General features: G+C 65.4%; 23 protein-coding genes, 1 tRNA gene and 1 riboswitch. Of the genes, 14 read left to right on the top strand and 10 right to left on the bottom strand.

Going from position 1 to position 23434, the window contains the following annotated elements:
* Nucleotides 1-146 precede the first annotated feature (146 nt).
* Genes gap through KQ693_RS09815 form a run of 6 tightly spaced genes read left to right on the top strand, consistent with a single transcriptional unit; the run spans nt 147 to nt 6296 of the window.
* Nucleotides 147-1142 carry a type I glyceraldehyde-3-phosphate dehydrogenase gene (gap, locus tag KQ693_RS09840; protein ID WP_267261129.1) on the top strand — a complete coding sequence of 332 codons (996 nt, stop codon included), beginning with the start codon at nt 147-149 and terminating at the stop codon, nt 1140-1142.
* A complete protein-coding gene (locus KQ693_RS09835) occupies nt 1143-2312 on the top strand; it encodes a phosphoglycerate kinase (RefSeq protein WP_267261128.1) in 1170 nt (389 codons plus the stop codon).
* Nucleotides 2313-2367: 55 nt separating this feature from the next.
* The gene (gene tpiA, locus KQ693_RS09830) at nt 2368-3120 is read left to right on the top strand and encodes a triose-phosphate isomerase (RefSeq protein ID WP_267261127.1); all 753 of its coding nucleotides are present in this window, start codon (nt 2368-2370) and stop codon (nt 3118-3120) included.
* A 31-nt stretch (nt 3121-3151) separates the two neighbouring features.
* Nucleotides 3152-4270 (top strand): pyridoxal phosphate-dependent aminotransferase, encoded by a 1119-nt coding sequence (locus tag KQ693_RS09825; protein ID WP_267261126.1) that lies wholly within the window; start codon nt 3152-3154, stop codon nt 4268-4270.
* Nucleotides 4267-5307, top strand: a complete 1041-nt coding sequence (pdhA, locus tag KQ693_RS09820) for a pyruvate dehydrogenase (acetyl-transferring) E1 component subunit alpha (protein ID WP_267261125.1) — start codon at nt 4267-4269, stop codon at nt 5305-5307. The genes KQ693_RS09825 and pdhA overlap by 4 nt, the downstream gene beginning before the upstream one ends.
* Complete coding sequence (locus tag KQ693_RS09815; protein ID WP_267261124.1) at nt 5301-6296, top strand: alpha-ketoacid dehydrogenase subunit beta; 996 nt, start codon at nt 5301-5303, stop codon at nt 6294-6296. The genes pdhA and KQ693_RS09815 overlap by 7 nt, the downstream gene beginning before the upstream one ends.
* A 90-nt stretch (nt 6297-6386) precedes the next feature.
* Here the strand turns inward: KQ693_RS09815 and KQ693_RS13005 are convergent, their stop codons facing one another.
* On the bottom strand, nt 6387-6836 hold the full coding sequence (locus KQ693_RS13005) for a thiol-disulfide oxidoreductase DCC family protein (protein WP_416376377.1): 450 nt from the start codon (nt 6834-6836) through the stop codon (nt 6387-6389).
* A gap of 102 nt (nt 6837-6938) precedes the next feature.
* Here KQ693_RS13005 and hemL point away from each other — a divergent pair, with 102 nt between their 5' ends.
* Complete coding sequence (gene hemL, locus KQ693_RS09810) at nt 6939-8213, top strand: glutamate-1-semialdehyde 2,1-aminomutase (protein ID WP_267261123.1); 1275 nt, start codon at nt 6939-6941, stop codon at nt 8211-8213.
* Nucleotides 8214-8216: 3 nt separating this feature from the next.
* Nucleotides 8217-9515, top strand: a complete 1299-nt coding sequence (mnmE, locus tag KQ693_RS09805; protein WP_267261122.1) for a tRNA uridine-5-carboxymethylaminomethyl(34) synthesis GTPase MnmE — start codon at nt 8217-8219, stop codon at nt 9513-9515.
* Nucleotides 9516-9524: 9 nt separating this feature from the next.
* Here the strand turns inward: mnmE and metX are convergent, their stop codons facing one another.
* Both metX and KQ693_RS09795 read right to left on the bottom strand, forming a co-directional pair.
* Nucleotides 9525-10667, bottom strand: a complete 1143-nt coding sequence (metX, locus tag KQ693_RS09800) for a homoserine O-acetyltransferase MetX (protein WP_267261121.1) — start codon at nt 10665-10667, stop codon at nt 9525-9527.
* Entirely contained in the window at nt 10664-11929 is a 1266-nt protein-coding gene (locus KQ693_RS09795; RefSeq protein WP_267261120.1) for an O-acetylhomoserine aminocarboxypropyltransferase/cysteine synthase family protein, read from the bottom strand. Before KQ693_RS09795 ends, metX begins: the two co-directional genes overlap by 4 nt.
* A 130-nt stretch (nt 11930-12059) precedes the next feature.
* Nucleotides 12060-12196: riboswitch (SAM riboswitch) on the bottom strand.
* A 116-nt stretch (nt 12197-12312) separates the two neighbouring features.
* Here KQ693_RS09795 and KQ693_RS09790 point away from each other — a divergent pair.
* The 5 genes from KQ693_RS09790 (at nt 12313) to KQ693_RS09770 (ending at nt 16544) form a co-directional block, all read left to right on the top strand.
* Nucleotides 12313-12389 (top strand) — tRNA-Pro (locus KQ693_RS09790).
* Between the two features lie 40 nt (nt 12390-12429).
* Nucleotides 12430-13920, top strand: a complete 1491-nt coding sequence (locus tag KQ693_RS09785; protein WP_267261119.1) for a PhoU domain-containing protein — start codon at nt 12430-12432, stop codon at nt 13918-13920.
* Nucleotides 13921-13930: 10 nt separating this feature from the next.
* Nucleotides 13931-14446, top strand: a complete 516-nt coding sequence (locus KQ693_RS09780; protein ID WP_267261118.1) for an RsmD family RNA methyltransferase — start codon at nt 13931-13933, stop codon at nt 14444-14446.
* Entirely contained in the window at nt 14447-14932 is a 486-nt protein-coding gene (gene coaD / locus KQ693_RS09775) for a pantetheine-phosphate adenylyltransferase (protein WP_015717233.1), read from the top strand. It abuts the gene before it with no gap.
* 19 nt (nt 14933-14951) lie between these two features.
* Nucleotides 14952-16544 (top strand): aldehyde dehydrogenase family protein, encoded by a 1593-nt coding sequence (locus tag KQ693_RS09770; RefSeq protein ID WP_267261117.1) that lies wholly within the window; start codon nt 14952-14954, stop codon nt 16542-16544.
* Nucleotides 16545-16576: 32 nt separating this feature from the next.
* Here KQ693_RS09770 and aroH read toward each other — a convergent pair whose 3' ends face one another.
* A complete protein-coding gene (aroH, locus tag KQ693_RS09765) occupies nt 16577-16945 on the bottom strand; it encodes a chorismate mutase (RefSeq protein ID WP_015717231.1) in 369 nt (122 codons plus the stop codon).
* Between the two features lie 68 nt (nt 16946-17013).
* Between aroH and KQ693_RS09760 the strand changes: the two genes are divergently transcribed.
* Nucleotides 17014-17667: a PIG-L deacetylase family protein gene (locus KQ693_RS09760; RefSeq protein ID WP_267262378.1), complete on the top strand. Its 654-nt coding sequence runs from the start codon at nt 17014-17016 to the stop codon at nt 17665-17667.
* Here KQ693_RS09760 and KQ693_RS09755 read toward each other — a convergent pair.
* Genes KQ693_RS09755 through gatC form a run of 6 tightly spaced genes read right to left on the bottom strand, consistent with a single transcriptional unit; the run spans nt 17555 to nt 23416 of the window.
* On the bottom strand, nt 17555-18931 hold the full coding sequence (locus KQ693_RS09755) for a chloride channel protein (RefSeq protein ID WP_267261116.1): 1377 nt from the start codon (nt 18929-18931) through the stop codon (nt 17555-17557). The genes KQ693_RS09760 and KQ693_RS09755 overlap by 113 nt on opposite strands.
* Nucleotides 18931-20040 carry an amidohydrolase family protein gene (locus KQ693_RS09750; protein ID WP_267261115.1) on the bottom strand — a complete coding sequence of 370 codons (1110 nt, stop codon included), beginning with the start codon at nt 20038-20040 and terminating at the stop codon, nt 18931-18933. The genes KQ693_RS09755 and KQ693_RS09750 overlap by 1 nt, the downstream gene beginning before the upstream one ends.
* Nucleotides 20021-20803, bottom strand: coding sequence for a GNAT family N-acetyltransferase (locus KQ693_RS09745; protein WP_267261114.1), 783 nt, complete (start codon nt 20801-20803; stop codon nt 20021-20023). Before KQ693_RS09745 ends, KQ693_RS09750 begins: the two co-directional genes overlap by 20 nt.
* Nucleotides 20776-21885, bottom strand: a complete 1110-nt coding sequence (gene menC, locus KQ693_RS09740) for an o-succinylbenzoate synthase (protein WP_267261113.1) — start codon at nt 21883-21885, stop codon at nt 20776-20778. Before menC ends, KQ693_RS09745 begins: the two co-directional genes overlap by 28 nt.
* Nucleotides 21876-23144, bottom strand: coding sequence for a serine--tRNA ligase (serS, locus tag KQ693_RS09735; protein WP_219759616.1), 1269 nt, complete (start codon nt 23142-23144; stop codon nt 21876-21878). The genes menC and serS overlap by 10 nt, the downstream gene beginning before the upstream one ends.
* Before the next feature lie 2 nt (nt 23145-23146).
* Nucleotides 23147-23416: an Asp-tRNA(Asn)/Glu-tRNA(Gln) amidotransferase subunit GatC gene (gene gatC / locus KQ693_RS09730; protein ID WP_267261112.1), complete on the bottom strand. Its 270-nt coding sequence runs from the start codon at nt 23414-23416 to the stop codon at nt 23147-23149.
* Nucleotides 23417-23434 lie beyond the last annotated feature (18 nt).

The raw sequence follows: 23434 nt of genomic DNA, 5'->3' as shown, positions 1-23434 counted from the left end.
AAATACGATCTTGAGGTTGACGGGTCAAGGGGGAGGGTTTGCTTAAGGCAAGTGCCGTCAATCACTTATGAGAAAGCCGATATACTGAAGCCATAGCTCTTGACCCCTACGGTAAGGGGGCGAGGAGCCACGTGGGGAGGTAAGCTATGAAGGTAGGCATCAACGGATTCGGCAGAATCGGCCGTCAGGTGTTTCGCATCCTCCACGGGCGAGGGGTGGAGGTAGTCCTTATCAACGACCTTACCGACAACCGGACCCTGGCCCACCTGCTCAAGTACGATTCCATCTACCACCGCTTCCCCGGCGAGGTGGGGTACGATGACGAGAACATTTACGTGGACGGCAAGGCCATCCGGGCCACCGCCATCAAGGATCCCAAGGAGCTTCCTTGGGGAAGCCTGGGTGTGGATGTGGTCATCGAGTCCACGGGGGTGTTCACCGATGCCGACAAGGCCAGGGCCCACCTCGAGGCGGGAGCCAAGAAGGTCATCATCACCGCCCCGGCCAAGGGGGAGGACATCACCATCGTCATGGGGGTGAACCACGAGCAGTACGACCCCGCCCGGCACCACATCATCTCCAACGCCTCCTGCACCACCAACTCCCTGGCCCCGGTGATGAAGGTTTTGGAGGAGGCCTTCGGCGTGGAAAAGGCCCTCATGACCACCGTCCACTCCTACACCAACGACCAGCGGGTCCTGGACCTGCCCCACAAGGACCTGCGCCGGGCGCGGGCGGCGGCCATCAACATCATCCCCACCACCACCGGGGCCGCCAAGGCCACGGCCTTGGTGCTTCCTTCCCTGAAGGGCCGTTTCGACGGAAGTGCTTTGAGGGTGCCCACGGCCACGGGGAGCATCTCCGACATCACCGCCCTTCTCAAGCGGGAGGTGACCGCCGAAGAAGTGAACGCCGCTCTAAAGGCAGCGGCCGGGGGGCCCTTGAAGGGCATCCTGGCCTACACCGAGGATGAGATCGTCCTACAGGATATCGTGATGGATCCCCACTCCTCCATCGTGGATGGCAAGCTCACCAAGGCCCTGGGCAACCTGGTGAAGGTCTTTGCCTGGTACGACAACGAGTGGGGCTACTCCAACCGGGTGGCGGATCTGGTGGGGCTGGTGCTGAAGAAGGGGGTTTAGATGCGCACCCTAAAGGACCTGGACCCCCGGGGGAAGCGCATCCTGGTGCGGGTGGACTACAACGTCCCCATCAAGGAGGGCGTGGTGCAGGACGATACCCGCATCCAGGAAAGCCTTCCCACCCTGCGCCACCTCCTCGAGGCCGGGGCTTCCCTGGTCCTCCTCTCCCACCTGGGCCGGCCCAAGGGGGTGGACCCCAAGTACTCCCTGGCCCCGGTGGCGGAGGCCTTGGGCCGGTACCTTTCCGGCGTCCGCTTCGTGCCCCATAGCCCCGGTTCCGACCAGGCGCACCAGGCGGTAGAGGCCCTGGCCCCGGGGGAGGTGGTCCTCCTGGAAAACGTGCGCTTCGAGCCAGGGGAGGAGAAGAACGACCCCGATCTTGCCGCCCGCTACGCCCGGCTGGGGGAGGCCTTTGTCCTGGATGCCTTTGGCAGTGCCCACCGGGCCCACGCCAGCGTGGTGGGGGTGGCGAGGCTTCTCCCTTCCTTTGCCGGGCTCCTCATGGAAAAGGAGGTGAAGGCTCTTTCCCGGCTCCTCCGGGATCCGGAGAAGCCCTATGCGGTGGTCATCGGGGGGGCCAAGGTTTCCGACAAGATCGGGGTCATAGAAAACCTCCTTCCCCGCATAGACCGCCTTCTCATCGGCGGCGCCATGGCCTTCACCTTCATCAAGGCCCTTGGGGGCGAGGTGGGGAAGAGCCTGGTGGAGGAGGACCGGCTGGATCTGGCCAAAGACCTGCTTCGGCGGGCGGAGTCCTTGGGGGTGAGGGTGCACCTGCCCGTGGATGTGGTGGCGGCCGAGCGGATCGAGGCTGGGGTGGAAACCCGCACCTTCCCTGCGGACGCCATTCCCGTGCCCTATATGGGCTTGGACATCGGGCCCAAGACCCAGGAGACCTTCGCCGAGGCCTTGAAGGGGGCCAGAACGGTCTTCTGGAACGGGCCCATGGGGGTCTTTGAGGTGCCGCCCTTCGACGAGGGTACCCTGGCGGTGGGCCGGGCGGTGGCGGCCTTGGAGGGAGCCTTCACCGTGGTGGGAGGGGGCGACTCCGTGGCGGCGGTGAACCGCCTGGGCCTTAAGGACCGGTTTAGCCACGTGTCCACCGGGGGTGGGGCGAGCCTCGAGTACCTGGAGAAGGGCACCCTCCCGGGGATTGAGGTCCTGGAGTAGGAACGCCCGTTCCAACCCCGCCCTATGGGGCGGGGTTTTCCTGTAGGATGGCGGCATGCGCAGGGTTTTGGTGGCGGGAAACTGGAAGATGCACAAGGTACCCTCGGAGGCCCGGGTCTGGCTTGCCGAGCTCAAGAGGCTTCTGCCTCCTTTAGAGTCCGAGGTGGCGGTGCTGCCTGCCTTTCCCATGCTTCCCGTGGCCAAGGAGGTGCTTTCCGGTACCCAGGTGGCCTACGGGGCCCAGGATGTCTCCCCCCACCGGGAGGGAGCCTATACAGGGGAGGTTTCCGCCCGGATGCTTTCCGATTTGGGGTGCCGCTACACCATCGTGGGGCACTCGGAGAGGCGGCGCTACCACCACGAGACGGATGCCGTGGTGGCGGAGAAGGCGAAAAGGCTTTTGGAGGAGGGGATTACCCCCATCCTTTGCGTGGGGGAGCCCTTGGAGGTGAGGGAAAGGGGAGAGGCGGTGCCCTATACCCTGGCTCAGCTCAGGGGAAGCCTCGAGGGCCTGAACCCCCCGGGTCCCGAGGCCTTGGTGATCGCCTACGAGCCGGTCTGGGCCATCGGCACCGGGCGGAACGCCACCCCACAGGACGCCGAGGCCATGCACCAGGCCATCCGGCAGGCCCTAGCCGAGCTTTACGGCGAGGAGTTCGCCAGGAGGGTGCGGATCCTTTATGGGGGGAGCGTGAACCCCAAGAACTTCGCCGATCTGCTTTCCATGCCCAACGTGGACGGGGGACTGGTGGGCGGGGCCAGCCTGGAGCTGGAAGGCTTTTTAAGCCTCCTCAGGATCGCCGGTTGAGCCGAGGGAGGCTTTGGGCTACCCTTTACCTATGCGCCTGCATCCCCGCACCCAGGCTGCCCGGGAGAGCATCTTTCCCAAGATGAGCCAGCTTGCGGCCAGGCTCCAGGCGGTGAACCTGGGCCAGGGTTTTCCCTCCAACCCACCGCCTGCTTTCCTCCTCGAGGCGGTCCGCAAAGCCTTGGGGCGCTACGACCAGTACGCTCCCCCGGCGGGGCTTCCCGTGCTCAGGGAGGCCCTGGCGGAAGAGTTCGGGGTGGAGCCCGAGCACGTGGTGGTCACCTCCGGGGCCACGGAGGCCATCCATGTTCTCCTGCAGAGCCTCGTGGGTCCCGGGGACGAGGTGGTGGTCCTGGAGCCCTTCTTCGACGTGTACCTGCCCGATGCCTTCCTGGCCGGGGCCGAGGCCAGGCTGGTACGGCTTGAACTAGGGGAAAAGGGCTTCCGTCTGGACCTCTTTGCCTTGGAAAAAGCCATCACCCCCCGCACCCGCTTGCTTCTGGTCAACGCCCCCATGAACCCCACGGGCTTGGTCTTCCGCGAGGAGGAGCTAAGGGCCCTGGCAACCTTGGCCCAAAGGCACGACCTCTTCCTGGTTTCCGACGAGGTGTACGACGAGCTTTACTTTGGGCAAAGGCCAAGGCGCCTGAGGGAGTTCGCTCCCGAGCGCACCTTTACCGTGGGAAGTGCGGGGAAGCGCCTCGAGGCCACGGGTTACCGGGTGGGCTGGATCGTGGGGCCCAAGGAGTTCATGCCCGCCCTGGCGGGGATGCGCCAGTGGACCAGCTTCTCCGCTCCAAGCCCCCTGCAGGCGGGGGTGGCGGAGGCCTTGAGGCTGGCCCGGAAAGAGGGGTTTTACGAGGCCCTGCGGGAAGGCTACCGGAAGAGGCGGGACCTGCTCCTTTCCGGGCTCAGGTCCATGGGCCTGAAGGCTTACGAGCCTGAGGGCACCTACTTCCTCATGGCCGAGCTTCCCGGCTTTGATGCCTTCCAACTGGTGGAAGCGGCCAGGGTGGCCTTGATTCCCGCCAGCGCCTTCTACCGGGAAGACCCTCCTCTTGGGCTTTTCCGCTTTGCCTTTTGCAAGAGCGAGGAGGAGATCTCCCTGGCCCTAGACCGCCTGGCCGCCGTGGTAAACTCCCCTGCGTGAAACCCAAGGTGGTCCAGTACCTGGATAGAGGAGAGCTTCCCCTTAAGGAGGGGGAAGCCCTTGCCCTCTACCGGGCCATGCGCCGGGCCCGGTTTTTCGACGAGAAGGCCTTGACCCTCCAGCGCCAGGGGCGGCTTGGGGTCTATGCCCCCTTTATGGGCCAGGAGGCGGCCCAGGTGGGGGTGGCCCTGGCCTTGGGGGAGAGGGACTGGGTGGTGCCCAGCTACCGGGAGTCCGCCCTGCTCCTGGCCCGGGGGCTCCCCATCCACGTCCTGATCCTTTACTGGCGGGCCCACCCCGCGGGCTGGCGCTTTCCCGAGGAGGTACGGGCGGTGAATCCCTACATCCCCATCGCCACCCAGATTCCCCAGGCGGTGGGCCTGGCCCTGGCGGGCCGGTACCGGGGGGAGGACTGGGTGGTGGCCACCTCCATCGGGGATGGCGGGACCAGCGAAGGGGATTTCCACGAGGGGCTTAACTTTGCCGCGGTCTTCAACGCCCCGGTCCTCTTCCTGGTGCAGAACAACGGCTACGCCATCAGCGTGCCCCGAAGCCGGCAGATGCGGGTGGACTTCGTCGCCAGGAGGGCGGAGGGGTATGGGATTCCCGGGGTGGTGGTGGACGGCAACGACGCCGTGGCTGTTTACCTGGAGGCCAGGAAGGCGGTGGAACGGGCACGGAAGGGGGAGGGCCCCACCCTCCTCGAGGCCCTCACCTACCGCCTGGCTCCCCACACCACCTCCGACGACCCGAGCCGCTACCGCACCCGGGAGGAGGAGGAAGCCTGGCGCTCCAAGGATCCCATCCTGCGCCTCCGCAAGGCCCTGGAGGCGGCGGAGCTTTGGGATGGGGATGCGGAGGAGGCTCTTTTGAGGGAACTGGAGGAGGAGTTTGCTCGGGAGCTGGCCTTGGCCGACCAGGCTCCCGAGCCCAGCCCTGAGATGATCGTGGAGCACGTCTACAAGGAAATGGGTCCTGACCAGAAACGGGCCTGGGAGGCTTTGAGGCAAGGGAAGCACGTGGAGGAGCTATGGTAGCGGAAAAGGCCAGGGTGCTGAACCTGGTCCAGGCCATCAACGAGGCCCTGGACCTGGCCTTGGCTCGGGACGAGCGGGTTTTGGTCTTCGGGGAGGACGTGGGCCGGCTTGGGGGAGTGTTCCGGGTTACGGAGGGCCTCCAGTCCAAATACGGCGAGGGCCGGGTGTTCGATACCCCCTTGGCGGAAAGCGGCATCCTGGGCCTGGCCATTGGCCTCGCCATGGGAGGGATGCGACCTGTGGCGGAGATCCAGTTTGCTGGTTTTCTCTACCCAGCCCTGGACCAGATCCTTTCCCACCTGGGCCGCTGGCGCCATCGTTCCCGGGGGCGGGTGGGTCTCCCCGTGGTGGTGCGGGCTCCTTATGGGGGAGGGGTGCACACTCCCGAACAGCATGCGGACTCCCCTGAAGCCCTTCTGGCGCATGCCCCTGGGGTTAAGGTGGTGATTCCCTCGAGCCCTGAAAGGGCCAAAGGCCTCCTCCTCGCCGCCATAGAGGACGAGGACCCGGTCTTCTTTCTGGAGGCCACCAAGCTCTACCGGGGAGCCCGGGCCGAGGTGCCTGAGGGCTACTATACCCTCCCCTTGGGCAGGGCCCGGGTGGTGCGGGAAGGGAAGCATGCCACCCTGATCGGCTACGGGGGCATGGTGGAGGTGATGCTGGAGGCGGCGGAGGTAGCGGTTCGGGAGGGTGTGGAGGTCATGGTGGTGGACCTGGAAACCCTGGTCCCTTTGGACGAGGACACCCTTCTGGAAGCCGTTCGGGAAACCGGCCGGGTGGTGGTGGTCTACGAGGCCATGCGCACCGGAGGATTTGGGGCCGAGATCGCCGCCCGGATCGCCGAGGGAGCCGTTGATTACCTCCAGGCTCCTGTGGTGCGGGTGGCGGGGTACGATGCTCCCTATCCTCCCTTCAGCGCCATCGAGCACCACTACCGCCCCAACGCTCGCCGGGTGCTGGCGGCCTTAAGGCGGGTGCTCACCTACTAAGGCGGTCAAGTTCAAGAGGCTTCTCGGGGCAGGTGGATGAGCAAGGCTTGGGCGCGGCTGGGGAGCCGGCGAGCCAGGGGGGTAGTGCCCTTATTCGGGGGGAAACCGCGTGTACTTTGAGGCGCACGCTCCACCCTTACACCCTGTTTCTGGGATAAGCGTTCGGTTTTCCGCAAGCCAGCGGTACACCTTAGGCCCGAGACCGGTTAACTTGAGGAGGGCAAGCGCAGGCAAGAAAGGCCAGAGGGGAGGAAGGAATTTGGCCAGCAAGACGAGGGCGTCAAAGCCTTGGACAACTTCATGTTTCTTCCCCGCTTGCCAAACCACGTGGATTTCTCGGTCTAAGGCTTGGAATGTGAGGCCGAAACGTTCGAAGCTCGGGTCTTTGCGGTAAGAGGTAACCTGGCAGAGGCCGAGGAGGTCCAGGCGCTGGATTAAGTGTCCTGCCCTGGTACAGAGAGGGCAGCTGCCATCTATATAGACGAGGAGCCTAGGGGTATGGGCCTTCTCGGCCCTGAAAAGGCCATCTTTGCCCCGCATGCTCATAAGGAACCTTACCACGTAAGTTCAGGGGCAGGGGATCCTTTGGTTACATGGCCGGGAGGTTGGGTCACGGCTTTCGACTGCCGTAAAGTGAAGGGTATGGAGAGGCCCATTTCCGAGAGGCTTTTTTTGGAGGCGCAAGCCCACATCCCAGGCGGGGTTTCCAGCCCCGTTAGGGCCTTCAAGGCGGTGGGGGGTACCCCTCCCTTCCTGGTGCGGGGGGAGGGAGCCTACGTGTGGGACGCCGATGGGAACCAGTACGTGGACTATGTGCTGAGCTGGGGGCCCTTGATCCTGGGCCACGCCCACCCGGAGGTGGTCAGGAGGGTTAAGGAGGTGGCGGAGCAGGGCCTGACCTTCGGGGCTCCCCATCCCCTCGAGGCGGAGCTGGCCAAGGCGGTGAAGCGGGCCTACCCCCAGGTGGAGCTGGTGCGTTTCGTGAACTCGGGGACCGAGGCCACCATGAGCGCCTTGCGCCTGGCCAGGGGATATACAGGGAGAAAGTATATCGTCAAGTTCCGGGGCAACTACCACGGGCATGCGGATGGCCTTTTGGTGGAGGCGGGAAGCGGAGCCCTCACCTTAGGCGTGCCCAGCAGCGCCGGGGTGCCCGAGGAGTACGCCGGCCTTACCCTGGTCCTGGAGTACAACGATCCCGAGGGGCTTAGGGAGCTTCTTAGGGCACGGGGTGAGGAGATCGCCGCCATCATCTTTGAGCCGGTGGTGGGCAACGCCGGGGTCCTTATCCCCACGGAGGAGTTCCTCAAGGCCTTGCACCAGGCCCGGGAGTACGGAATCCTCCTCATCGCCGACGAGGTGATGACGGGCTTTCGCCTGGCCTTCGGTGGGGCCACGGAGCGGCTTGGGCTTAAGCCCGATCTCATCACCCTGGGCAAGATCCTGGGAGGCGGCCTTCCCGCCGCCGCCTACGGGGGCAGGCGGGAGATCATGGAAAAGGTGGCGCCCTTGGGACCCGTCTACCAGGCGGGAACCCTTTCGGGGAATCCCCTGGCCATGGCCGCGGGCCTGGCTACCTTGGAGATCCTGGAGAGAAATCCTGGCTACTACGGGTACCTGGAAACCCTGGGGGCCAGGCTGGAGGCAGGGCTCAAGGAGGTGCTTTCCCAAAAGGGTCTTCCCCACACGGTAAACCGCCTGGGCTCCATGATCACGGTTTTCTTCACCGAAGGGCCTGTGGCCACCTTCCAGGAGGCCAGGCGCACGGATACGGAGCTCTTCAAGCGCTTCTTCCACGGCCTGTTGGACCGGGGGGTGTACTGGCCGCCCTCTAACTTTGAGGCGGCCTTCCTGTCCGTGGCGCATAAGGAGGAGGATGTGGCCCTTACCCTCGAGGCCCTAGCGAAAGCTCTCTAGCCCATGACCCTGAAGGACCCCATCTGCGCCATCGCCACTCCCTTGGGCAAGGGGGCCATCGGGGTGGTGCGGCTTTCCGGGGAGGGGGCCCTGGAGGTGGCAAGCCGGGTGTGGCGGGGAAAGGACCCCAGGAAGCTGAAAGGGGGGCGCTTTACCCTGGGGGAGGTGGTGGACCCGGAAACCGGGGAGGTGTTGGACCAAGCCCTGCTTTTGGTCTTCCGAGCCCCCAGGTCCTACACGGGGGAGGATGCCTGCGAGTTCCACACCCATGGCTCGATGGCGGTGCTGAGGAGGGTCCTGGAGGCCCTGGTGAAGGCGGGAGCCCGGCTGGCCGGTCCTGGGGAGTTCACCTTCCGGGCCTACATGAACGGGAAGCTGGACCTGGCGCAGGCAGAAGCGGTTTTGGCCCTGGTGGAGGCGGAAGGGGACCTGGCCCGCCGCCAGGCCTTAAGGAGCCTCGAGGGGAGCTTCTCCCGGAAAATCGCCGCCTTGGAGGATAGGCTTCTTGCCCTTCTTGCCCACATCCAGGCCCTTCTGGACTATCCCGAGGAGGGGGTGGAGCCCCTCGAGGCCAGAAGGGTGATCGGGGAGGTGCTGGAGGAGGTGGAGGCCCTCCTTGCCCAGGCAAGGTCCTCCCGCCTGGCCCAACGGGGGGCCCGCCTGGCCTTGATCGGAGCTCCCAATGCGGGCAAAAGCTCGCTTCTAAACGCCCTTCTGGGCTACGAGCGGGCCTTGGTTTCCCCCATCCCCGGCACCACCCGGGACTACCTGGAAGCGCCTTTGGAGCTCTTCGGCATCCCCCTGGTGGCGGTGGACACCGCGGGCATTCGGGACACCTTGGATCCCCTGGAGCGGGCAGGGGTGGAAAGAGCTTTAAGAATTGCTGAGGAAGCCGATCTCGTGCTCTACGTGGCCGACCGCTCGGCTCCCAGGCCTTCCCTTCCTCCCTTACCCCCAAGGACCTTGAAGGTGGCCACCAAGGCGGACCTCCCTCCCCTTTGGGAGGATGCGGAGTTTATTCCGGTGTCCAGCGTGACGGGGGAGGGATTAGGCCAGCTTAAGGAGGCCATCCGGGAGGCGCTTTTGGGCAAGGGGGGAGGGGAGTACCTCCTGAGCGAGCGGCAAATCGAGGCCCTTCATCAGGCCAGGGAGAGGCTTTTGGAGGCGCAAAACCTCCCGGAGGACCTCATGGGATTGGCCCTCGAGGAGGCCCTCAAGGCCCTGGCTTCCTTGAGGGGCAGGAAGGAGGTTTCCGAGGAGGTGGTGGCCCGGGTTTTCCAGAATTTCTGCGTGGGGAAGTAGCCAGGCCCCTCAGGGCAGGAAGGAATCCAGGATGGCCTCCACCTGGTCGGTTTCGATCAGGAAGGCGTCGTGGCCGTGGGGGCTACGGATCTCCCGGTACCTTCCTCCGCTTAAGCGGGCCACCTGCCGCACCTCCTCGGCGGGGTAGAGGAGGTCGGTGTCTATGCCCACGAAGAGGGAGGGCAGGCTTTTTAGCCGCTTCAGGGCTTCCTCCACGCCACCCCTTCCCCGGCCCACATCGTGGGTATCCATGGCCCGGGAGAGAACGAGATAGCTTTCCGCATGGAAGCGCTTAAGGAACTTCTCCCCCTGGTAGTCCAGGTAGGTTTCCCCCTTTTCGGGCTCCTGGCCCCAGCGGGTTTCAAAGCCCTTGGGTGCCCGGTAGCTCATCATGGCGATGCCCCGGGCCAGGGCCATGCCCTTGGGGGCAGGATGACCGGCATGGTACTCAGGGTCTAGGAGGATGGCCTGGCGGCTTAGATGGTTGAAGGCCCGGGCCCAGGGGCCATGCCTTGCGGGAGCGGCCAGGACCACCAGTTTCTTCACCCTTTCCGGGTACATGAGGGCGAACTCCAGGGCCACCATGCCGCCCAAGCTTCCCCCGATCACGATGGCCTTCTCCACCCCCAGGTGGTCCAAAAGCCTTGCCTGGGCCCGGGCCAGGTCACGGATGGTAAGGGGGGGAAACTCCTTGGCGTAGGGCCTTCCCGTGCGGGGGTCTAGGAAGAGAGGTCCGGTGGAGCCATAGCAGCTTCCCAGGTGGTTGGCGGAGATCACGTAGTAGAGAGCGGGGTCCAGGATCCGCCCGGGGCCCACCAGGGAATCCCACCACCCTTGGGGGCCGAAGGCCTTCTCCAGGGGGGAGAGGCTTTGGAAGGTGGCCTCGTCGTAGGTGCCTGCCAGGTGGGCGCTTCCCGTGAGGGCGTGGAAGACCAAGACCGCGTTGTCCCTGAGCCGGGAAAGCCGGCCGTAGGTTTCAAACCGCAGGCGCACCTCGGGCAGGAAGCCCCCAAGCTCGGTGTAAAACCCTTCCCGCCTGGGGAAGAGCACGGCGGTGCGGGGCCTGGGAGGGGGGATGGAAAGGGGGGAGCGGGGAGGCTTGAGGATGAGGGCCTCGTGCTCCCCCCAGGTTTCCAGGGCGATCTCGCTCATGCCAGGGCCTCCTTAAGCTCCGCTTTCAAGTCGTCCACATGCTCGAGGCCCACGCTCAAGCGCACCATCTCTGGCAAAACCCCCGCCAGGGCCTGCTCCTCCGGGGAGAGCTGGGAGTGGGTGGTGGAGGCGGGGTGGATGGCCAGGGTACGGGTATCCCCCACGTTGGCCAGGTGGGAGATGAGCTTAAGGCGGGAGATGAAGCGCTTGGCGGCCTCGTACCCTCCCTTCAGGCCAAAGGTGAGGACAGCTCCCGGTTTCCCCCGGAAGTACTTCTGGGCGCGGGCGTGGTGGGGATGCTGGGGGAGGCCCGGGTAGTTCACCCAGGCCACCTGGGGTTGCTCCGCAAGCCAGTGGGCCAGGTGGAGGGTGTTTTCCACGTGGCGCTCCGCCCGTAGGGAAAGGGTTTCCATGCCGAGAAGCACCACCCAGGCCTCAAAGGGCCCCAGGGCCTGCCCCTGGTCCCGAAGCCCATCCACCCGGGCCTTCACGATGAAGGCCAGGTCCCCAAAGGCCTCCACCAACCTAAGGCCGTGGTACCCGGGCTGGGGCTCGGTGAGGAGGGGGTAGCGGCCGTTGTCCCAGGGGAAGTTCCCCCCATCCACGATCCCCCCGGCGATCACCGCCCCGTGCCCTCCCACCCACTTGGTGAGGGAATGGGTTACCACCGCCGCTCCCCATTCCAAGGGCCTAAGGAGGTAGCCTCCCATGCCGAAGGTGTTGTCCACGAAAAGGGCTACCCCCACTTCCCGGGCGGCTTGGGCCAGGGCCTCGAGGTCCGGGATGTTCAGGGCGGGGTTGCCGATGGACTCCACCCACCAGGCCCGGGTTTTCCCGTCGGTGAGGGCTAAGAACTCCTCGGGGCGCTCTTCCCTGGAGGTGAAGCGCACCTCTATCCCAAGCCGCTTCAGGGTTACCTTGAACTGGTTGAAAGTGCCCCCGTACAGGTTCGGAGTGGAAACGATGTTGTCCCCCGCCTGGGCCAGGGTGGTGAGGGCCAGAAACTGGGCGGCGTGGCCCGAAGAGGTGGCCAGCGCAGCCTTGCCCCCCTCGAGGGCCGCCAGACGCCGTTCCAGCACCTCCACCGTGGGGTTCATGATTCGGCTATAGATGTTCCCGAACTCCTTCAAGGCGAAGAGGTTGGCGGCGTGCTCGGGACTCTGGAAAAGGTAGCTGGTGGTGGGGTAGATGGGCACCTGGCGGCTTAAGGTGGTGGGCTCGGGCTCGTAGCCAGCGTGGAGCTGCAAGGTTTCAAAGCGCATCCTTGGCCTCCTTTCCAAGAACCCGCCTGGGGCGCTTGGGAAGGGGCCAATAAGAAGGCCCCTTCTGGCGGGAAGTGCAAGGGCACCGTTCTCTCGCCTAGAAGGGGTTGGGCGTGGCGCTTACCCCCCTCTCTTATCGTCCCCGGGCGTTTCCCCCACCCGGGCCGGCCTTGGCACCAGCCCCACCCGCATCCGGCCATGAAACGGAAGGGATGGGAGGTTGCCGCGGTTTCACAGGGCCGTACCCTCCACCGCTCTGGATAAGAGAACGGGCTGGTTTTCGCCGCGCCCCGGCGCGGTTAAGGGTCAGTGTAGGGGCTTGGGCCTTGGCCGTCAACACCCTTTGACCTTTTGGCCCTCCTCCCCTATACTGAACTCCGCTACGGGGAGTAGCGCAGCCCGGTAGCGCACCTCGTTCGGGACGAGGGGGTCGCTGGTTCAAATCCAGTCTCCCCGACCAGAAGGCCGGCCCTCGGGCCGGCTTTTCGTATACTCCTCCCGTGGGCTTTCTGGCGGGCCTTGCCCTTTTGCTTTTGGGGTTGCACCTGATCGGGGAAGGGCTTTCCTCGGTAAAGGGGAAGAGGTACCTGCTGGCCCGGGCCTTTTCCAGGCCGGGGAGCCTTCTGCTTTCCGGTCTTCTCCTGGGGCTTCTTTCGGGTAGCGGCACCGGCCTTTCCCTCCTGGCCCTGGGGCTTTTGGAAGGGGGGATCTTCTCCCTGGGGCAGGCCGCCCTCCTTTCCCTGGCCGCCACCGCCGGGGCCGGCGCCTGGGTGGGGGTGGTGGCCCTGGCGCAAAGGGAGGTGGCCGAGGTCCTGCTGGCTCTGGGCCTTCCTCTTTTCCTCTTCCGGGGAAGCCGAAGCGGCGGGCTGGTTCTTTTGGGCTTGGGCCTTCTTTTCCTGGGCTTTTTGGAGATGGGCCAGGGGGCCAAGGCTTTTGCGCCCCTTTTGAGCCTGCTTAATCCGGGTCCATGGGCCCTGTATTTGGTGGGGATCCTCCTGGCCTTTTTCCTGGGAACCGCCAACGGGGTGGCGGCCTTGGCCCTTGCCCTTATGCCCTTTTTGGGACAGGGGGGGAGCATGGCCTTGACCCTGGGGGCGGGGGTGGGGGTTTCGGGAGCCCTTTTTCTGGCGGCCTTGGGGGGCAGGCGGGAGGGATGGGCTTTGGGGGTGGCCCTTTTGGGGCATCGCTTTCTCTTTTCCCTGCCCTTTTTGCTTCTGCTTGGGCCGCTTGGGGGCGTGGGGGTGGTGGGGCTCCACCTCCTAAGCCACCTGGCCTACGCCATAGCCTTTCTTCCCCTCCAGGGGCGTTACGCGCGCCTAACAGAAAGCCTCTTTCCCCGCCGCACCGTAAGCCCCAAGTACCTTTCCCCCGAGGCTTTGGAAACCCCTAGCCTGGCCTACGCCCTGGTGCAGCGGGAGCTCGGCCGGGTGGCGGATGCCGTGCGGAACATGCTGGCGCGGGCGGTGCGGATCCTGGCCCAGGAGGAAGGGGGCGAGGCGGAGCTCGAGGCGCTGGAGGACAAGGTGGACCGGCTTACCCGGGAGGTGGTCCTCTATACCGCCGAGCTTTCCACCCGCACCCGGGACGAGCGGGCGGTGCGGTTCTTCGTGGCGGCCAGTGAGCTTGAGCACCTCGGGGACCTGGTGCGCCGGGTGGTGCGCCAGGCGGCGAAGCTTTGGGCCCAGGGCCTCACCTTTAGCCCGGAAGGCAAGGAGGACCTTTTGGAGGCGGGAAGGTTGGTGCTGGGCCGCCTCGAGCGCATGGCGGCCGCCTTGGCCACGGGGGACAAGGCCCTGGCGGAGGGGGTTTTGTCCGAGGAAAGGGAGGTGGCGGCCTTTCTGGATCGCCTGCGCCGGGCCCACCTGAGCCGTTTGGAAAGCGGCCGGGCGGAAAGCCGGGCCACCACCTTGGCCCACCTGGACCTCCTCATCACCCTGGAGGAGGTTTCCAGCGGGGTGGACAGGCTTTGCCGCCTGGTCCTGGAGCTTTAAGCTAGGAAGCGTGGTGAGGATTCTGGGCGGCAAGGCCAAGGGGGTGCCCTTGAAGGTGCCGGCTTCGGCCAGGCCCTCCCCCGTGCGCCTGCGGAAGGCGCTTTTTGACTACCTGCGCTTGCGCTACCCCAAGCGGGGCCGGTTCCTGGACCTCTGTGCGGGGAGCGGGGCGGTGGGCCTCGAGGCGGCCAGCGAGGGCTTTGAGGCCACCTTGGTGGAGAAGGACCAGGAAGCGGTGGCCCTCCTTAAGGAAAACCTCCGCCGCACGGGGCTTCGGGCCCGGATCGTTCCCCTTCCCGTGGAGGTCTTCCTGCCGGAGGCCAAGGCCCGGGGCGAACGCTACACGGTGGCCTTCATAGCCCCGCCCTATCCCCTGGACCTGGTCCAGGCCTTCCAGGCCCTCCTGGAAAGCGACCTGGTGGAGAAGGGAGGGCTTTACATCCTGCAGCACCCTAAGGACCTGCACCTGCCCTTCGGGGAGCGGCGGGTTTACGGGGAAAACGCCCTCACCCTGGTGGAGGCTTAGATGCACGTGGTCTATCCCGGAAGCTTTGATCCCCTTACCAACGGCCATTTGGACGTGATCCAGCGGGCAAGCCGCCTCTTTGACCGGGTTACGGTGGCGGTGCTGGAAAACCCCAACAAGCGGGGGCAGTACCTCTTTACCGCCGAGGAGCGCCTCAACATCGTGCGGGAGGCCACCGCCCACCTGCCCAACGTGGAGGCCCGCACCTTTTCCGGCCTTCTGGTGGATTTCGTGAGGCAGGTGGGGGCCCAGGCCATCGTCAAGGGCCTGAGGGCGGTTTCCGACTATGAGTACGAGCTCCAGATGGCCCACCTGAACCGCCAGCTTTTGCCGGGCTTGGAAACCCTTTTCATCCTGGCCGCCACCCGGTACTCCTTTGTGTCCAGCACCATGGTCAAGGAGATCGCCCGCTACGGGGGGGATGTGTCCAAGCTGGTGCCCCCGGCCACCCTAAGGGCCCTCAAGGCCAAGTTCGGCCAGGGGTAAAATCCCCTTGGAGGTTGTCATGAAGGCTTTTTCCAGCAAGTACGGGAACACCCTGGAGTTCGGCCACCTCATCGGGGGGGAGGAGGTCTTTGAAGGGAGGGTTCTGGAGAGGCGGAATCCCTCGGACCTCGAGGACCTGGTGGCCCGTTTCCCCGAGGGCACCAAGGAAACCCTGAGGAAAGCCGCCCTAAAGGCGCGGGAGGCCTTCAAGGAGTGGAGCGAGACCCCGGCGCCCGTGCGGGGGCAGGTTCTTTTCAACCTGGCCAAGATCCTGGAACGGGAGAAGCCCACCTTGACCCGGCTGATGGTCAGGGAGGTGGGGAAGACCTTCAAGGAGGCGGGGGGAGATGTCCAGGAGGCCATTGACACCGCCATCTTCTTTGCCTCCGAGGGCCGGAGGCTTTACGGCCAGACCGTGCCCAGCGAGATGCGGAACAAGGAGCTCTTCACCTTCCGCAGGCCTTTGGGGGTGGTGGGGATGATCACCGCCGGGAACTTCCCCATCGCCGTGCCCAGCTGGAAGCTGATCCCTGCGGTCCTTGCGGGCAACACCGTGGTCTGGAAGCCTTCCGATGACTCCCCGGTTCTATCCTATATCTTCGTCAAGCTCTTTGAGGAGGCGGGCCTCCCTCCCGGGGTCATCAACGTGGTCTTTGGAGGGGGGAAGGACTCCACGGGCCAGTGGCTGGTGGAACTCATGGACGAGGGTCTCCTCAACAAGTTCGCCTTCACCGGTAGCACCAAGGTGGGGCGCTGGATCGGGGAGGTGGCGGGGCGGAACCTGATCCGGCCCACCTTGGAGCTTGGGGGAAAGAACCCCCTGGTGGTGATGCGGGATGCCGATCTGGATTTGGCGGTGGAAGGGGCCTGGTGGAGTGCCTTCGCCACCGGGGGGCAGCGGTGCACCTCGGCGGGGAACATCCTGGTGGATGCCCCCATCTACGAGGAGTTCAGGAAGCGCTTCCTGGAAAGGACCGAGGCCACGGTGGTGGGCAACCCTCTTCTCCACCTCGAGGTCACCTACGGCCCCTTCATCAACGAGCGTTTGTTCCAGCGCTGGCTGGAACACTACACCTGGGGGCAGGAGGATGGGGCTACCTTGCTCTTTGGCCAGGGGCGGATCACCCGGGAAAACCCCTACCCCCGCTTCCAGGGCGACCCCGAGGCGGGTCTTTACGGCTGGCCCACGGTGTGGGAGGCCAGGCCCGGCATGCGCCAGTTCGCCGAGGAGATCTTCGGCCCCACCATCAACCTGGTTAAGGTGGACGGCATCGAGGAGGCCATCGAGGTGGCCAACGCCACACCCTACGGCCTATCCAGCGCCATTTACACCAACCACCGCCACTGGGCCTACCTCTTCAAGGTGGGCATCCGGGCGGGGATGACCAGCATCAACAACACCACCGTGGGCGCCGAGGCCCACCTGCCCTTCGGCGGGGTGAAGGCGAGCGGCAATGGGGCCCGGGAATCCGGGATTTGGGTCATAGAGGAGTACACCTACTGGCATGCGGTGAACGAGGAGTACTCGGGCCGCCTCCAGCTGGCCCAGATGGATACCGGCTACGTGAGCCCCAAGGCCCCTACCCCCTGGGCCGAGGTCCTCGGTTTCTAGCCTGTACCCCTTTCCGCTCAAGAGGGGTAGCGTTACTGGGCGCTTTCCAGGTCGGGCCTCAGGCGCACCGCATCCCTAAGGTACACGTGGCGTACCTGGTCCTGGGGGGTGTCGGTGTTCCAAAGGGCCAGGACCCGGATCACCCGGGGCAGGCTTCCTGGCACCGGCACCTCCCGGGCGGACAGCAGGGGAACCCGGTGCATGCCTATCTGGCGGGCAGCCTCGGCGGGGAAGGCCGAATGTAGGTCCTCCGTAACCGTGAAGATGATGGCTGCCAGCTCCTCATGGCTTTGGATGCCGTTTGCCTCCAGCATCTTAAGGAGAAGCTCCCGCGTGGCTTGATGGATGGCCTCCGGCGTATCCTCCTCCACGGTGATGGCACCCCTGATGCCCCGGACCATAGTTGGGCTCCATGCTAAGGGGTTTAGGCCTTTGGCACAAGACGGGTAGACTGGGAGTTGTGAATCTGATGGCGGTGTTCGCCCATCCCGATGACGAGATCGGGGCTTCAGGCACCCTGGCCCTCCACGCCCGGCGGGGGGACCGGGTGCTTTTGGTCTGGATGACCAAGGGGGAGTTGGCGAGCCAGTTCGGGGAGCTGGAAGAGGACAGGGTGGCCGAGATACGGGAGGGGCACGGGGCCCATGTGGCCCGGTTGATCGGGGCCGAGTACCGTTTTCTACCCTTTCGCGATACCTTTCTCACCGGGGGCAGGGAGGAAGCCCTGGCCTTGGCTCGGTTGATGGCCGAGTTTCGGCCGGATGCGGTGATCACCTGGGATCCCCTGGACGTCCACCCTGACCACCGGGCCACCCATCAGGCGGTCCTTTCCGCCTTAAAGTTTTGCCGCATACCCAAACTCGTGGGGGAAGCGCACCGGAAGCCGGTACGGCTTTACCACTATCCCAGGAAGGAGCTTGTGAGACCGTGGCTCTACGTGGATACCACCGCCACCCAAGAGGTGGCCGAAGCGGTGTTTGCCTTTTACCAGGAGTTCTACCGCTGGCCCTTTACCCTGGAGGAGTTTCGCGCCCGCCGGCGCCTTCGGGGTCGGGAGGCGGGGGTTCCCTTTGCGGAGGCGTTTCAGACGGACTCACCTCCGGCGTGGCCTGCTCTTCCCTAACGCCTTCCGCGGGATTGTAGGCGGGGGTGAGCACGTAGGCCAGGAGCACTGCGGGGAGGACTAGGGGCAAGGTGGCGTATCCGCCCCACTCCGCTGCCAGAACGGTGGCGGCGAAAGGAGCGCGGGCTACCCCCGCCAGCACCGCCACACCCCCGGCCAGGGCCAGGGTTTCAGGAGGAAGGGCCAGCGGGCCCGGCAGATGGGCCAGGAAAGCTCCCAAGAGCCCTCCCAGGACCAGGGCAGGGGTGTAGGGGCCCCCGTAGGCCCTTATCCCGCTGGCCAGGAGGAGAAGGAGGAGCTTGGCGAAAAGGAGAGACAGCACGGCTAGGGGGGGCAGAAGGGGAGTGGTGGCCACGGCTACCCAGCCCAGGCCACTCCCCAAGGCTTCGGGCAGAACGAGGAGGGCCAGGGCTAAGGCCAGGCCCAAAAGGGCATGGCGCCAGGGATAGGGAAGAGGGCGGATGCGGCCTTCCAGAAAGCGGGAGCCTTCCACCCAAAGGGTGGCCAGGGCAGCGGCCACCAGCCCTACCAGGGCGCCGGCAGGGAGGGCACCCATATCCACCTGGGCCTGGAAGGTTAGAAGGGGAGTGTAGCCGTAGAAGGCCCCGTAGACGGCAAAACCAGCCAAGGCCCCGATCAAGGCTGGGGTAAGGGCCCGGGCCTCGAGGAGCAGGCTCCGGTAAAGAATCTCCGTGGCCAGGAGGGCCCCGGCCACGGGAGCGTGCAGGCTGGCTCCAAGCCCGGCGGCGAGCCCGGCAAAGGCGAGCCCCCCGCCCAGCCGAGGAAAGCGCCGGTCCAAACCCCGGCCCAGCCAAAGCCCCAGCACCCCAAAGGGACCCTCGCGCCCCATGGGGGAATAGAGGGAAAGCTGGAGTATCCCTCCCAAAACGGCCCGCAGGTGGGAGGATGGAGGGCTCGGACGGTCCTCCCGGGCCTGGAGAAGAAAGGCGGCAAGCCCCTGCCCGGTTCCCAGGAGGCTGGTGAGGGCGAAGAGGAGGGGCAGGAGGAAGGCAAGGGGCCAGAGGGATGGTCCGGTGAAGGCCTGGGCCAGACCTCCTTCCCCGGGGGGTTCGGGGGCCAGGTACCCGAAGAAAAGGCCCAAGGCCTCGGTCAAGGCCCTAAGCAAGGCGTTCAGGAAGGCCAGGAGGAGCCCGGCCAGGGCTCCGGTGAAGGCGCTATAGAGGATGAGGGGTCCCGTATGCCGGACCTCCTGGTCCCAGAGGGTGGGGAAGTTGAGCTGGGGGCCGCGGCCCAGGGGGCGCATCAAAGGGAGTGTACCAGACTGGCGGGGCTTCCCCGGGTCAGGCGGGGGGTGGGAAGGCCCAGGGCCCGGTACCCTCCCCGGGTCAAGGCCCGGATGAGAAGCCGGGGATCCACCTTCTCCCAGAGGAAAAGGGCCTCGTTTTGTACGTCCAGGTCTGGGCTGCTGGCCCGGGAGTCCGTGCCCAGGGCCAGCTCCACCCCATGGCGGGCGTAGAGGTGGATGGAAGCCTCCCCCACCTCCAGGTAAGCGTTGGACCGAGGGCAGAGGATGACCTTGGTGCCGGAATCCGCCAGCATCCTCACCTCTTCCTCGTCCACCTGCACCCCGTGGACCAAAAGGGTGTTGGGGCCCAAGGCGCCAAGGGCCCGAAGGTAGCGGATGGGGGTTAGGCCCGGGGGTTCAAAGGGGGTTCGGCTGAAGCGTCCGTGGATCTGGGTTAAGAAACCCTCTCCTTTTTGCAGGAAGGCCGCTTCTTCCTGGCTTTCCCCTGCGTGGATCATGAGGGGAAGGCCCTCGGCCCTGGCGTACTGGGCGAGCCGCTGCAACAGGGGTGCGCTCACCGAGTAGGGGGCATGGGGGGAAAGCCCCACCCTCACCCGTCCTTCCAGGCGCCGCCAGGCCTTGACCTTAGCCTGGACCTGCTGGAACACTTCCTCGGCGTCCTCGGGATCCGGGGCGAAGACCTCGTAGAAGGCCACCCCCGGCAGGGGGCTTTCGCGGAGCAGGAACTCCATGACCTCGTCCTTAAACACCACGTCGGCGAAGGCCCCTGCCCCGGAGCGCAGGAGTTCCTCCAGACCTTGCCTTGCTGCCTCCAGCCCCCGCTTTTCCCGATGGGCCACCACATGGGGGATGAAGCCGGGAAAGGGTCCCTGGTAAAGGGGGTGGAGGGAAAGATCCAGGTGGGTGTGGGCGTTCACCGGGGGTGGGAAGAGGGCCTTTCCCTTGTGGACCACTTCCGCCTGGGGGAAGCGCGCCCGAAGCTCCTCCAGGCTTCCCTGGCCCACCACGGTGGGTCCCTGGACCGCTATGGCCCCCCGGAGCATGGGGGTGCCGAAACCCGTGTAGACCACCTCGGCGGTCCAGAGCTCAGTCCTTAGCCAGAACATAGCGGTTGGGGTTTCGGGCGAAGTCCACGGCCCGGTAGCCCTGGGCGAGGTAGTGGCCTAGGACCAGGCGGCTATGTTCCCGCCACGCCAGGGCCAGGGCTGGGTCTTCCCGCAGGATCCTTCCCCAGTCCTCGGGGATCTGGAAGAGGAGGCGAGGGCCCTCGAGGTCCAAGAAAGCCTCCAGGGGCTTTTCCTCCTCCACCCGGTTGGCCTGGGGCAACCCTTCCACCAGGGGTTCAGGTGGTGGGGTGTAGATGCGGGTGTAGACCCTTTCCGAGAGGAGCTCCCACTCCGCCAGAAGCCGGTCCGAGGGGGCCCCGGCGTTGATGCCCGTCATGGGACCATAATGGTCGGGAAGGTAGGTTTTGGCGGTGGCCCCAAGCTTCCTCAGGTTGAAGTTGGCGTTTACCCCCCTTAAGGGGTCGAAGGTCCAGACCACCTTCTTTATTCCCCGGGCCAGGCACCAGTCCCGCTGGAAGCGTTTTAGCCAAAGCGCGGCCCCCGTGCCCCGGTAGGCTTCCAGAACCCCCAGCATATGGGAGTGCTGCAGGGTGGGGTCTTGGGTGGGGAAGCCAAAGACGAAGCCCACCATCCGTCCTTCCACGAAGGCTCCCGCCACCAGGCCCCCTTCATCCTGAACCGCGATGAGAAGGCCCCTTGGCACCAGATCGCTTTCCGCGCGGCCCCAGACCTCCCGCTGGAGCTCCACCACGGCCTCCATCTCCTCGGGGCCCTTTAGCTCGCGGACATGTACCTCTGCCATAGGGTGATTCGCTCCACCAAGGGAAGCTTCAGGTGCACGCCGATACCTGGACCCTCGGGCACGGGCATGAGGCCCTCCTCCGCCTCGAGGGCTTCCTCCACGATGTCCTCCTCCCAGTAGCGGCTGGCCGAGCTCACGTCCCCGGGCTTGGTGAAGGCGGGCAGGGTGGCCAGGTGGAGGTTGTGGGCCCGGCCCACCCCAGCCTCCAGCATTCCCCCCATCCAAAGGGGAATCCCGGCGCTTTGGGCCAGGGCGTGGACCTTGAGGCTTTCCCCATGGCCCCCAAGCCGGGCCGGCTTGATGTTGAACACCCTTCCCGCCATGAGCTCCATGGCCTTTCTCGCCTTTTCCGCGGAGGTAAGGCTTTCGTCCAGGCAGATGGGGGTGGCGATTTCCCGTTGGAGCCGGGCGTGGTCCAGGAGATCATCGTGGCCCAAGGGTTGCTCGATATAATCCAAAAAGAGCTCGTCCAGCCGTTTCAGCCGGGGGAAGTCGGAGAGGCGGTAGGCGCTGTTGGCGTCGGCGGTTAGGGTGGCTTCTGGGAAGGCCTGGCGCACGGCTTTCAGCACCTCGTAGTCCCAGCCCGGCTTGATCTTGAGCTTGATGCGCCGGTACCCCTCGGAAAGGTGCCGTTCCACAGCCTTCAAGGTGTCCGCCACTGTGGGCTGGATGCCCAGGGAGACGCCTACCTCCACCGCCTGCCGCACCCCGCCCAGGACCTGCCAAAGGGGTTTTCCCAAACCCTTGGCAAAGAGGTCCCAGAAGGCCATCTCCAGGACCGCTTTGGCCATGGGGTTTCCCCGGAAAGGGGCGAGGGCCTGGCTTAGGGCCTCAGGGTTGGGAAAGTCCTTTCCCAGAACCTGGGGCAGGAAGACTTCCTCCAGGAGGTAGCGGGCGCTGGCCACGGTCTCCTCCCGGTAGAGGGGAAGCCTCTCCATCACGCCTTCCCCTAGGCCCTCGAGGCCCTCTCCGAAAAGCCTCAGGAGGAGGATGGTCCGCTTGGTCTGCACCCCGAAGCTGGTTTCAAACCGGAACTTCAGCGGTAGCTCCAGGATCCTAAGCTCTGCGGCCTCTAGACGCATGGCTCCAGCACCTCCTTGCCCAGGTAGGGGATAAGGGCCTCGGGTACCCTCACCCGTCCATCGGGAAGCTGATGGTTTTCCAAAAGCATCACCAGGATCCTGGGGGTGGCCAAGGCCGTGTTGTTCAGGGTGTAGGCGTACTGCACCCTGCCCTCCTTGTCCCGGTAGCGGAGGTCTGCCCTCCGGGCCTGCCAGTCCAGAAGGGCCGAGCAGGAGTGGGTTTCCCGGTACCGCCCCTCCGAGGGGACCCAGACCTCCAGGTCCACCTGCCGCCACTTCCCCGGGCCCATGTCCCCCGTGGAAACCTCCAGGAGGCGGTAGGGAAGCTCCAGGAGGCCGAGGATTTCCTCGGCGTTTTGCAAAAGCTCCTGGAAGGCTTGGTCCGAGGCCTCGAGGCTTGCCTCGGTGAGCACGTACTGCTCCACCTTATGGAACTGGTGCACCCGCATGAGGCCCCGCACGTCCTTGCCGAAGCTGCCCGCTTCCGAGCGGAAGGCGGGAGCATAGCCGGCGTACCGCTTGGGAAGCTCTTCCTGCTGCAAAATCTCCCCGCTATGAAGGGCGTTTAAGACCACCTCGGCGGTGCCCGTGAGGTAGAGGTCCGTGCCGGCGATGGGCCAGACCTGATCCCTGGCGGCCGGGAAGTGCCCGGTGCCGATGAAGGCCTTCTCCCTGGCGTAGGAGGGAAGGGTCAAGGGAGTGTAGCCCTTTCGCACCATGAAGTCCATGGCGAAGCGGATCAGGGCCAGCTCATAGAGGGCCAAGTCCCCCCTCAAGGCATAGGTGCGGCTTCCCGAAACCTGGCTGATCCTGGGTTCCCACCAACCGTTTTTCTCCAGGAGGCTCACGTGGTCCAGGGGAGGGAAGGAAAACTCCGGTGGGGTTCCCACCCGCTTGATCTCCACGTTGGCGGAGTCGTCAGGGCCCACCGGAGCCCCTGGCCAGGGGGGAAGGGGCACCTTAAGGAGAAGTTCCCAGAGCTGGGCTTCCTTCTCCTTCAGGGCTTCCTCCACCCTCTTGGCCTCCTCCGCCAGGGCCTTGCCCCGGGCCACCAGGTCGGGCCTCGCCTCAGGGGGTGCCTTGGGGACTTCCTTGGCGATGCGGTTGCGCTCGGTCTGAAGCTCCTGGAGCCGGGCCTTTAAGCCCTGTACCTCGGCGTCCAGGGCCAGAAGGAAATCCAGATCCAGGGCCACCCCCTTCAGGCGGATGGCTTCCCGATAGACCTCGGGGTTGCGGCGGAGATGCTTGAGGTCCACCATGGCTACTCCAGCACCTTGGGCACCCGGAAAAACCCCTCTTCAGCCTCGGGGGCTACCTTTAGGGCCTCTTCCTGGGAAAGGGAAGGAAGGGGCTCATCCTCCCTGAGGCGGCCTTGGGCTTCCTCCTCCCAGGCTTCCCCCACCTGGGGAAGGGCGTCCACGAACTCCAGAATCCGCTTGAGATCCGATAGCAGCAAGGCTTCCTCCTCGGGGGAAAGCCGGATTTTGGCAAGGCTTTCCAGTTTGCGCAGAAGCTCCGGGGATAGCTCCATGCCCCGCATTTTACCCTC

The sequence above is a fragment of the Thermus brevis genome (genome assembly GCF_026427635.1).
Lineage (GTDB): Bacteria > Deinococcota > Deinococci > Deinococcales > Thermaceae > Thermus > Thermus antranikianii.
This window is presented reverse-complemented; position numbering and strand designations above follow the sequence as displayed.

Coding starts and splice junctions, on each gene's coding strand:
- KQ693_RS09750 (WP_267261115.1), bottom strand. CDS start 20,040: ATGTTCTGGCTAAGGACTGAGCTCTGGACCGCCGAGGTGGTCTACACG.
- KQ693_RS13005 (WP_416376377.1), bottom strand. CDS start 6,836: ATGCGGGGCAAAGATGGCCTTTTCAGGGCCGAGAAGGCCCATACCCCT.
- menC (WP_267261113.1), bottom strand. CDS start 21,885: ATGCGTCTAGAGGCCGCAGAGCTTAGGATCCTGGAGCTACCGCTGAAG.
- KQ693_RS09815 (WP_267261124.1), top strand. CDS start 5,301: ATGGTAGCGGAAAAGGCCAGGGTGCTGAACCTGGTCCAGGCCATCAAC.
- KQ693_RS09745 (WP_267261114.1), bottom strand. CDS start 20,803: ATGGCAGAGGTACATGTCCGCGAGCTAAAGGGCCCCGAGGAGATGGAG.
- gap (WP_267261129.1), top strand. CDS start 147: ATGAAGGTAGGCATCAACGGATTCGGCAGAATCGGCCGTCAGGTGTTT.
- hemL (WP_267261123.1), top strand. CDS start 6,939: ATGGAGAGGCCCATTTCCGAGAGGCTTTTTTTGGAGGCGCAAGCCCAC.
- gatC (WP_267261112.1), bottom strand. CDS start 23,416: ATGGAGCTATCCCCGGAGCTTCTGCGCAAACTGGAAAGCCTTGCCAAA.
- KQ693_RS09835 (WP_267261128.1), top strand. CDS start 1,143: ATGCGCACCCTAAAGGACCTGGACCCCCGGGGGAAGCGCATCCTGGTG.
- KQ693_RS09755 (WP_267261116.1), bottom strand. CDS start 18,931: ATGCGCCCCCTGGGCCGCGGCCCCCAGCTCAACTTCCCCACCCTCTGG.
- KQ693_RS09795 (WP_267261120.1), bottom strand. CDS start 11,929: ATGCGCTTTGAAACCTTGCAGCTCCACGCTGGCTACGAGCCCGAGCCC.
- coaD (WP_015717233.1), top strand. CDS start 14,447: ATGCACGTGGTCTATCCCGGAAGCTTTGATCCCCTTACCAACGGCCAT.
- serS (WP_219759616.1), bottom strand. CDS start 23,144: ATGGTGGACCTCAAGCATCTCCGCCGCAACCCCGAGGTCTATCGGGAA.
- metX (WP_267261121.1), bottom strand. CDS start 10,667: ATGAGCGAGATCGCCCTGGAAACCTGGGGGGAGCACGAGGCCCTCATC.
- KQ693_RS09825 (WP_267261126.1), top strand. CDS start 3,152: ATGCGCCTGCATCCCCGCACCCAGGCTGCCCGGGAGAGCATCTTTCCC.
- KQ693_RS09770 (WP_267261117.1), top strand. CDS start 14,952: ATGAAGGCTTTTTCCAGCAAGTACGGGAACACCCTGGAGTTCGGCCAC.
- tpiA (WP_267261127.1), top strand. CDS start 2,368: ATGCGCAGGGTTTTGGTGGCGGGAAACTGGAAGATGCACAAGGTACCC.
- KQ693_RS09760 (WP_267262378.1), top strand. CDS start 17,014: ATGGCGGTGTTCGCCCATCCCGATGACGAGATCGGGGCTTCAGGCACC.
- aroH (WP_015717231.1), bottom strand. CDS start 16,945: ATGGTCCGGGGCATCAGGGGTGCCATCACCGTGGAGGAGGATACGCCG.
- mnmE (WP_267261122.1), top strand. CDS start 8,217: ATGACCCTGAAGGACCCCATCTGCGCCATCGCCACTCCCTTGGGCAAG.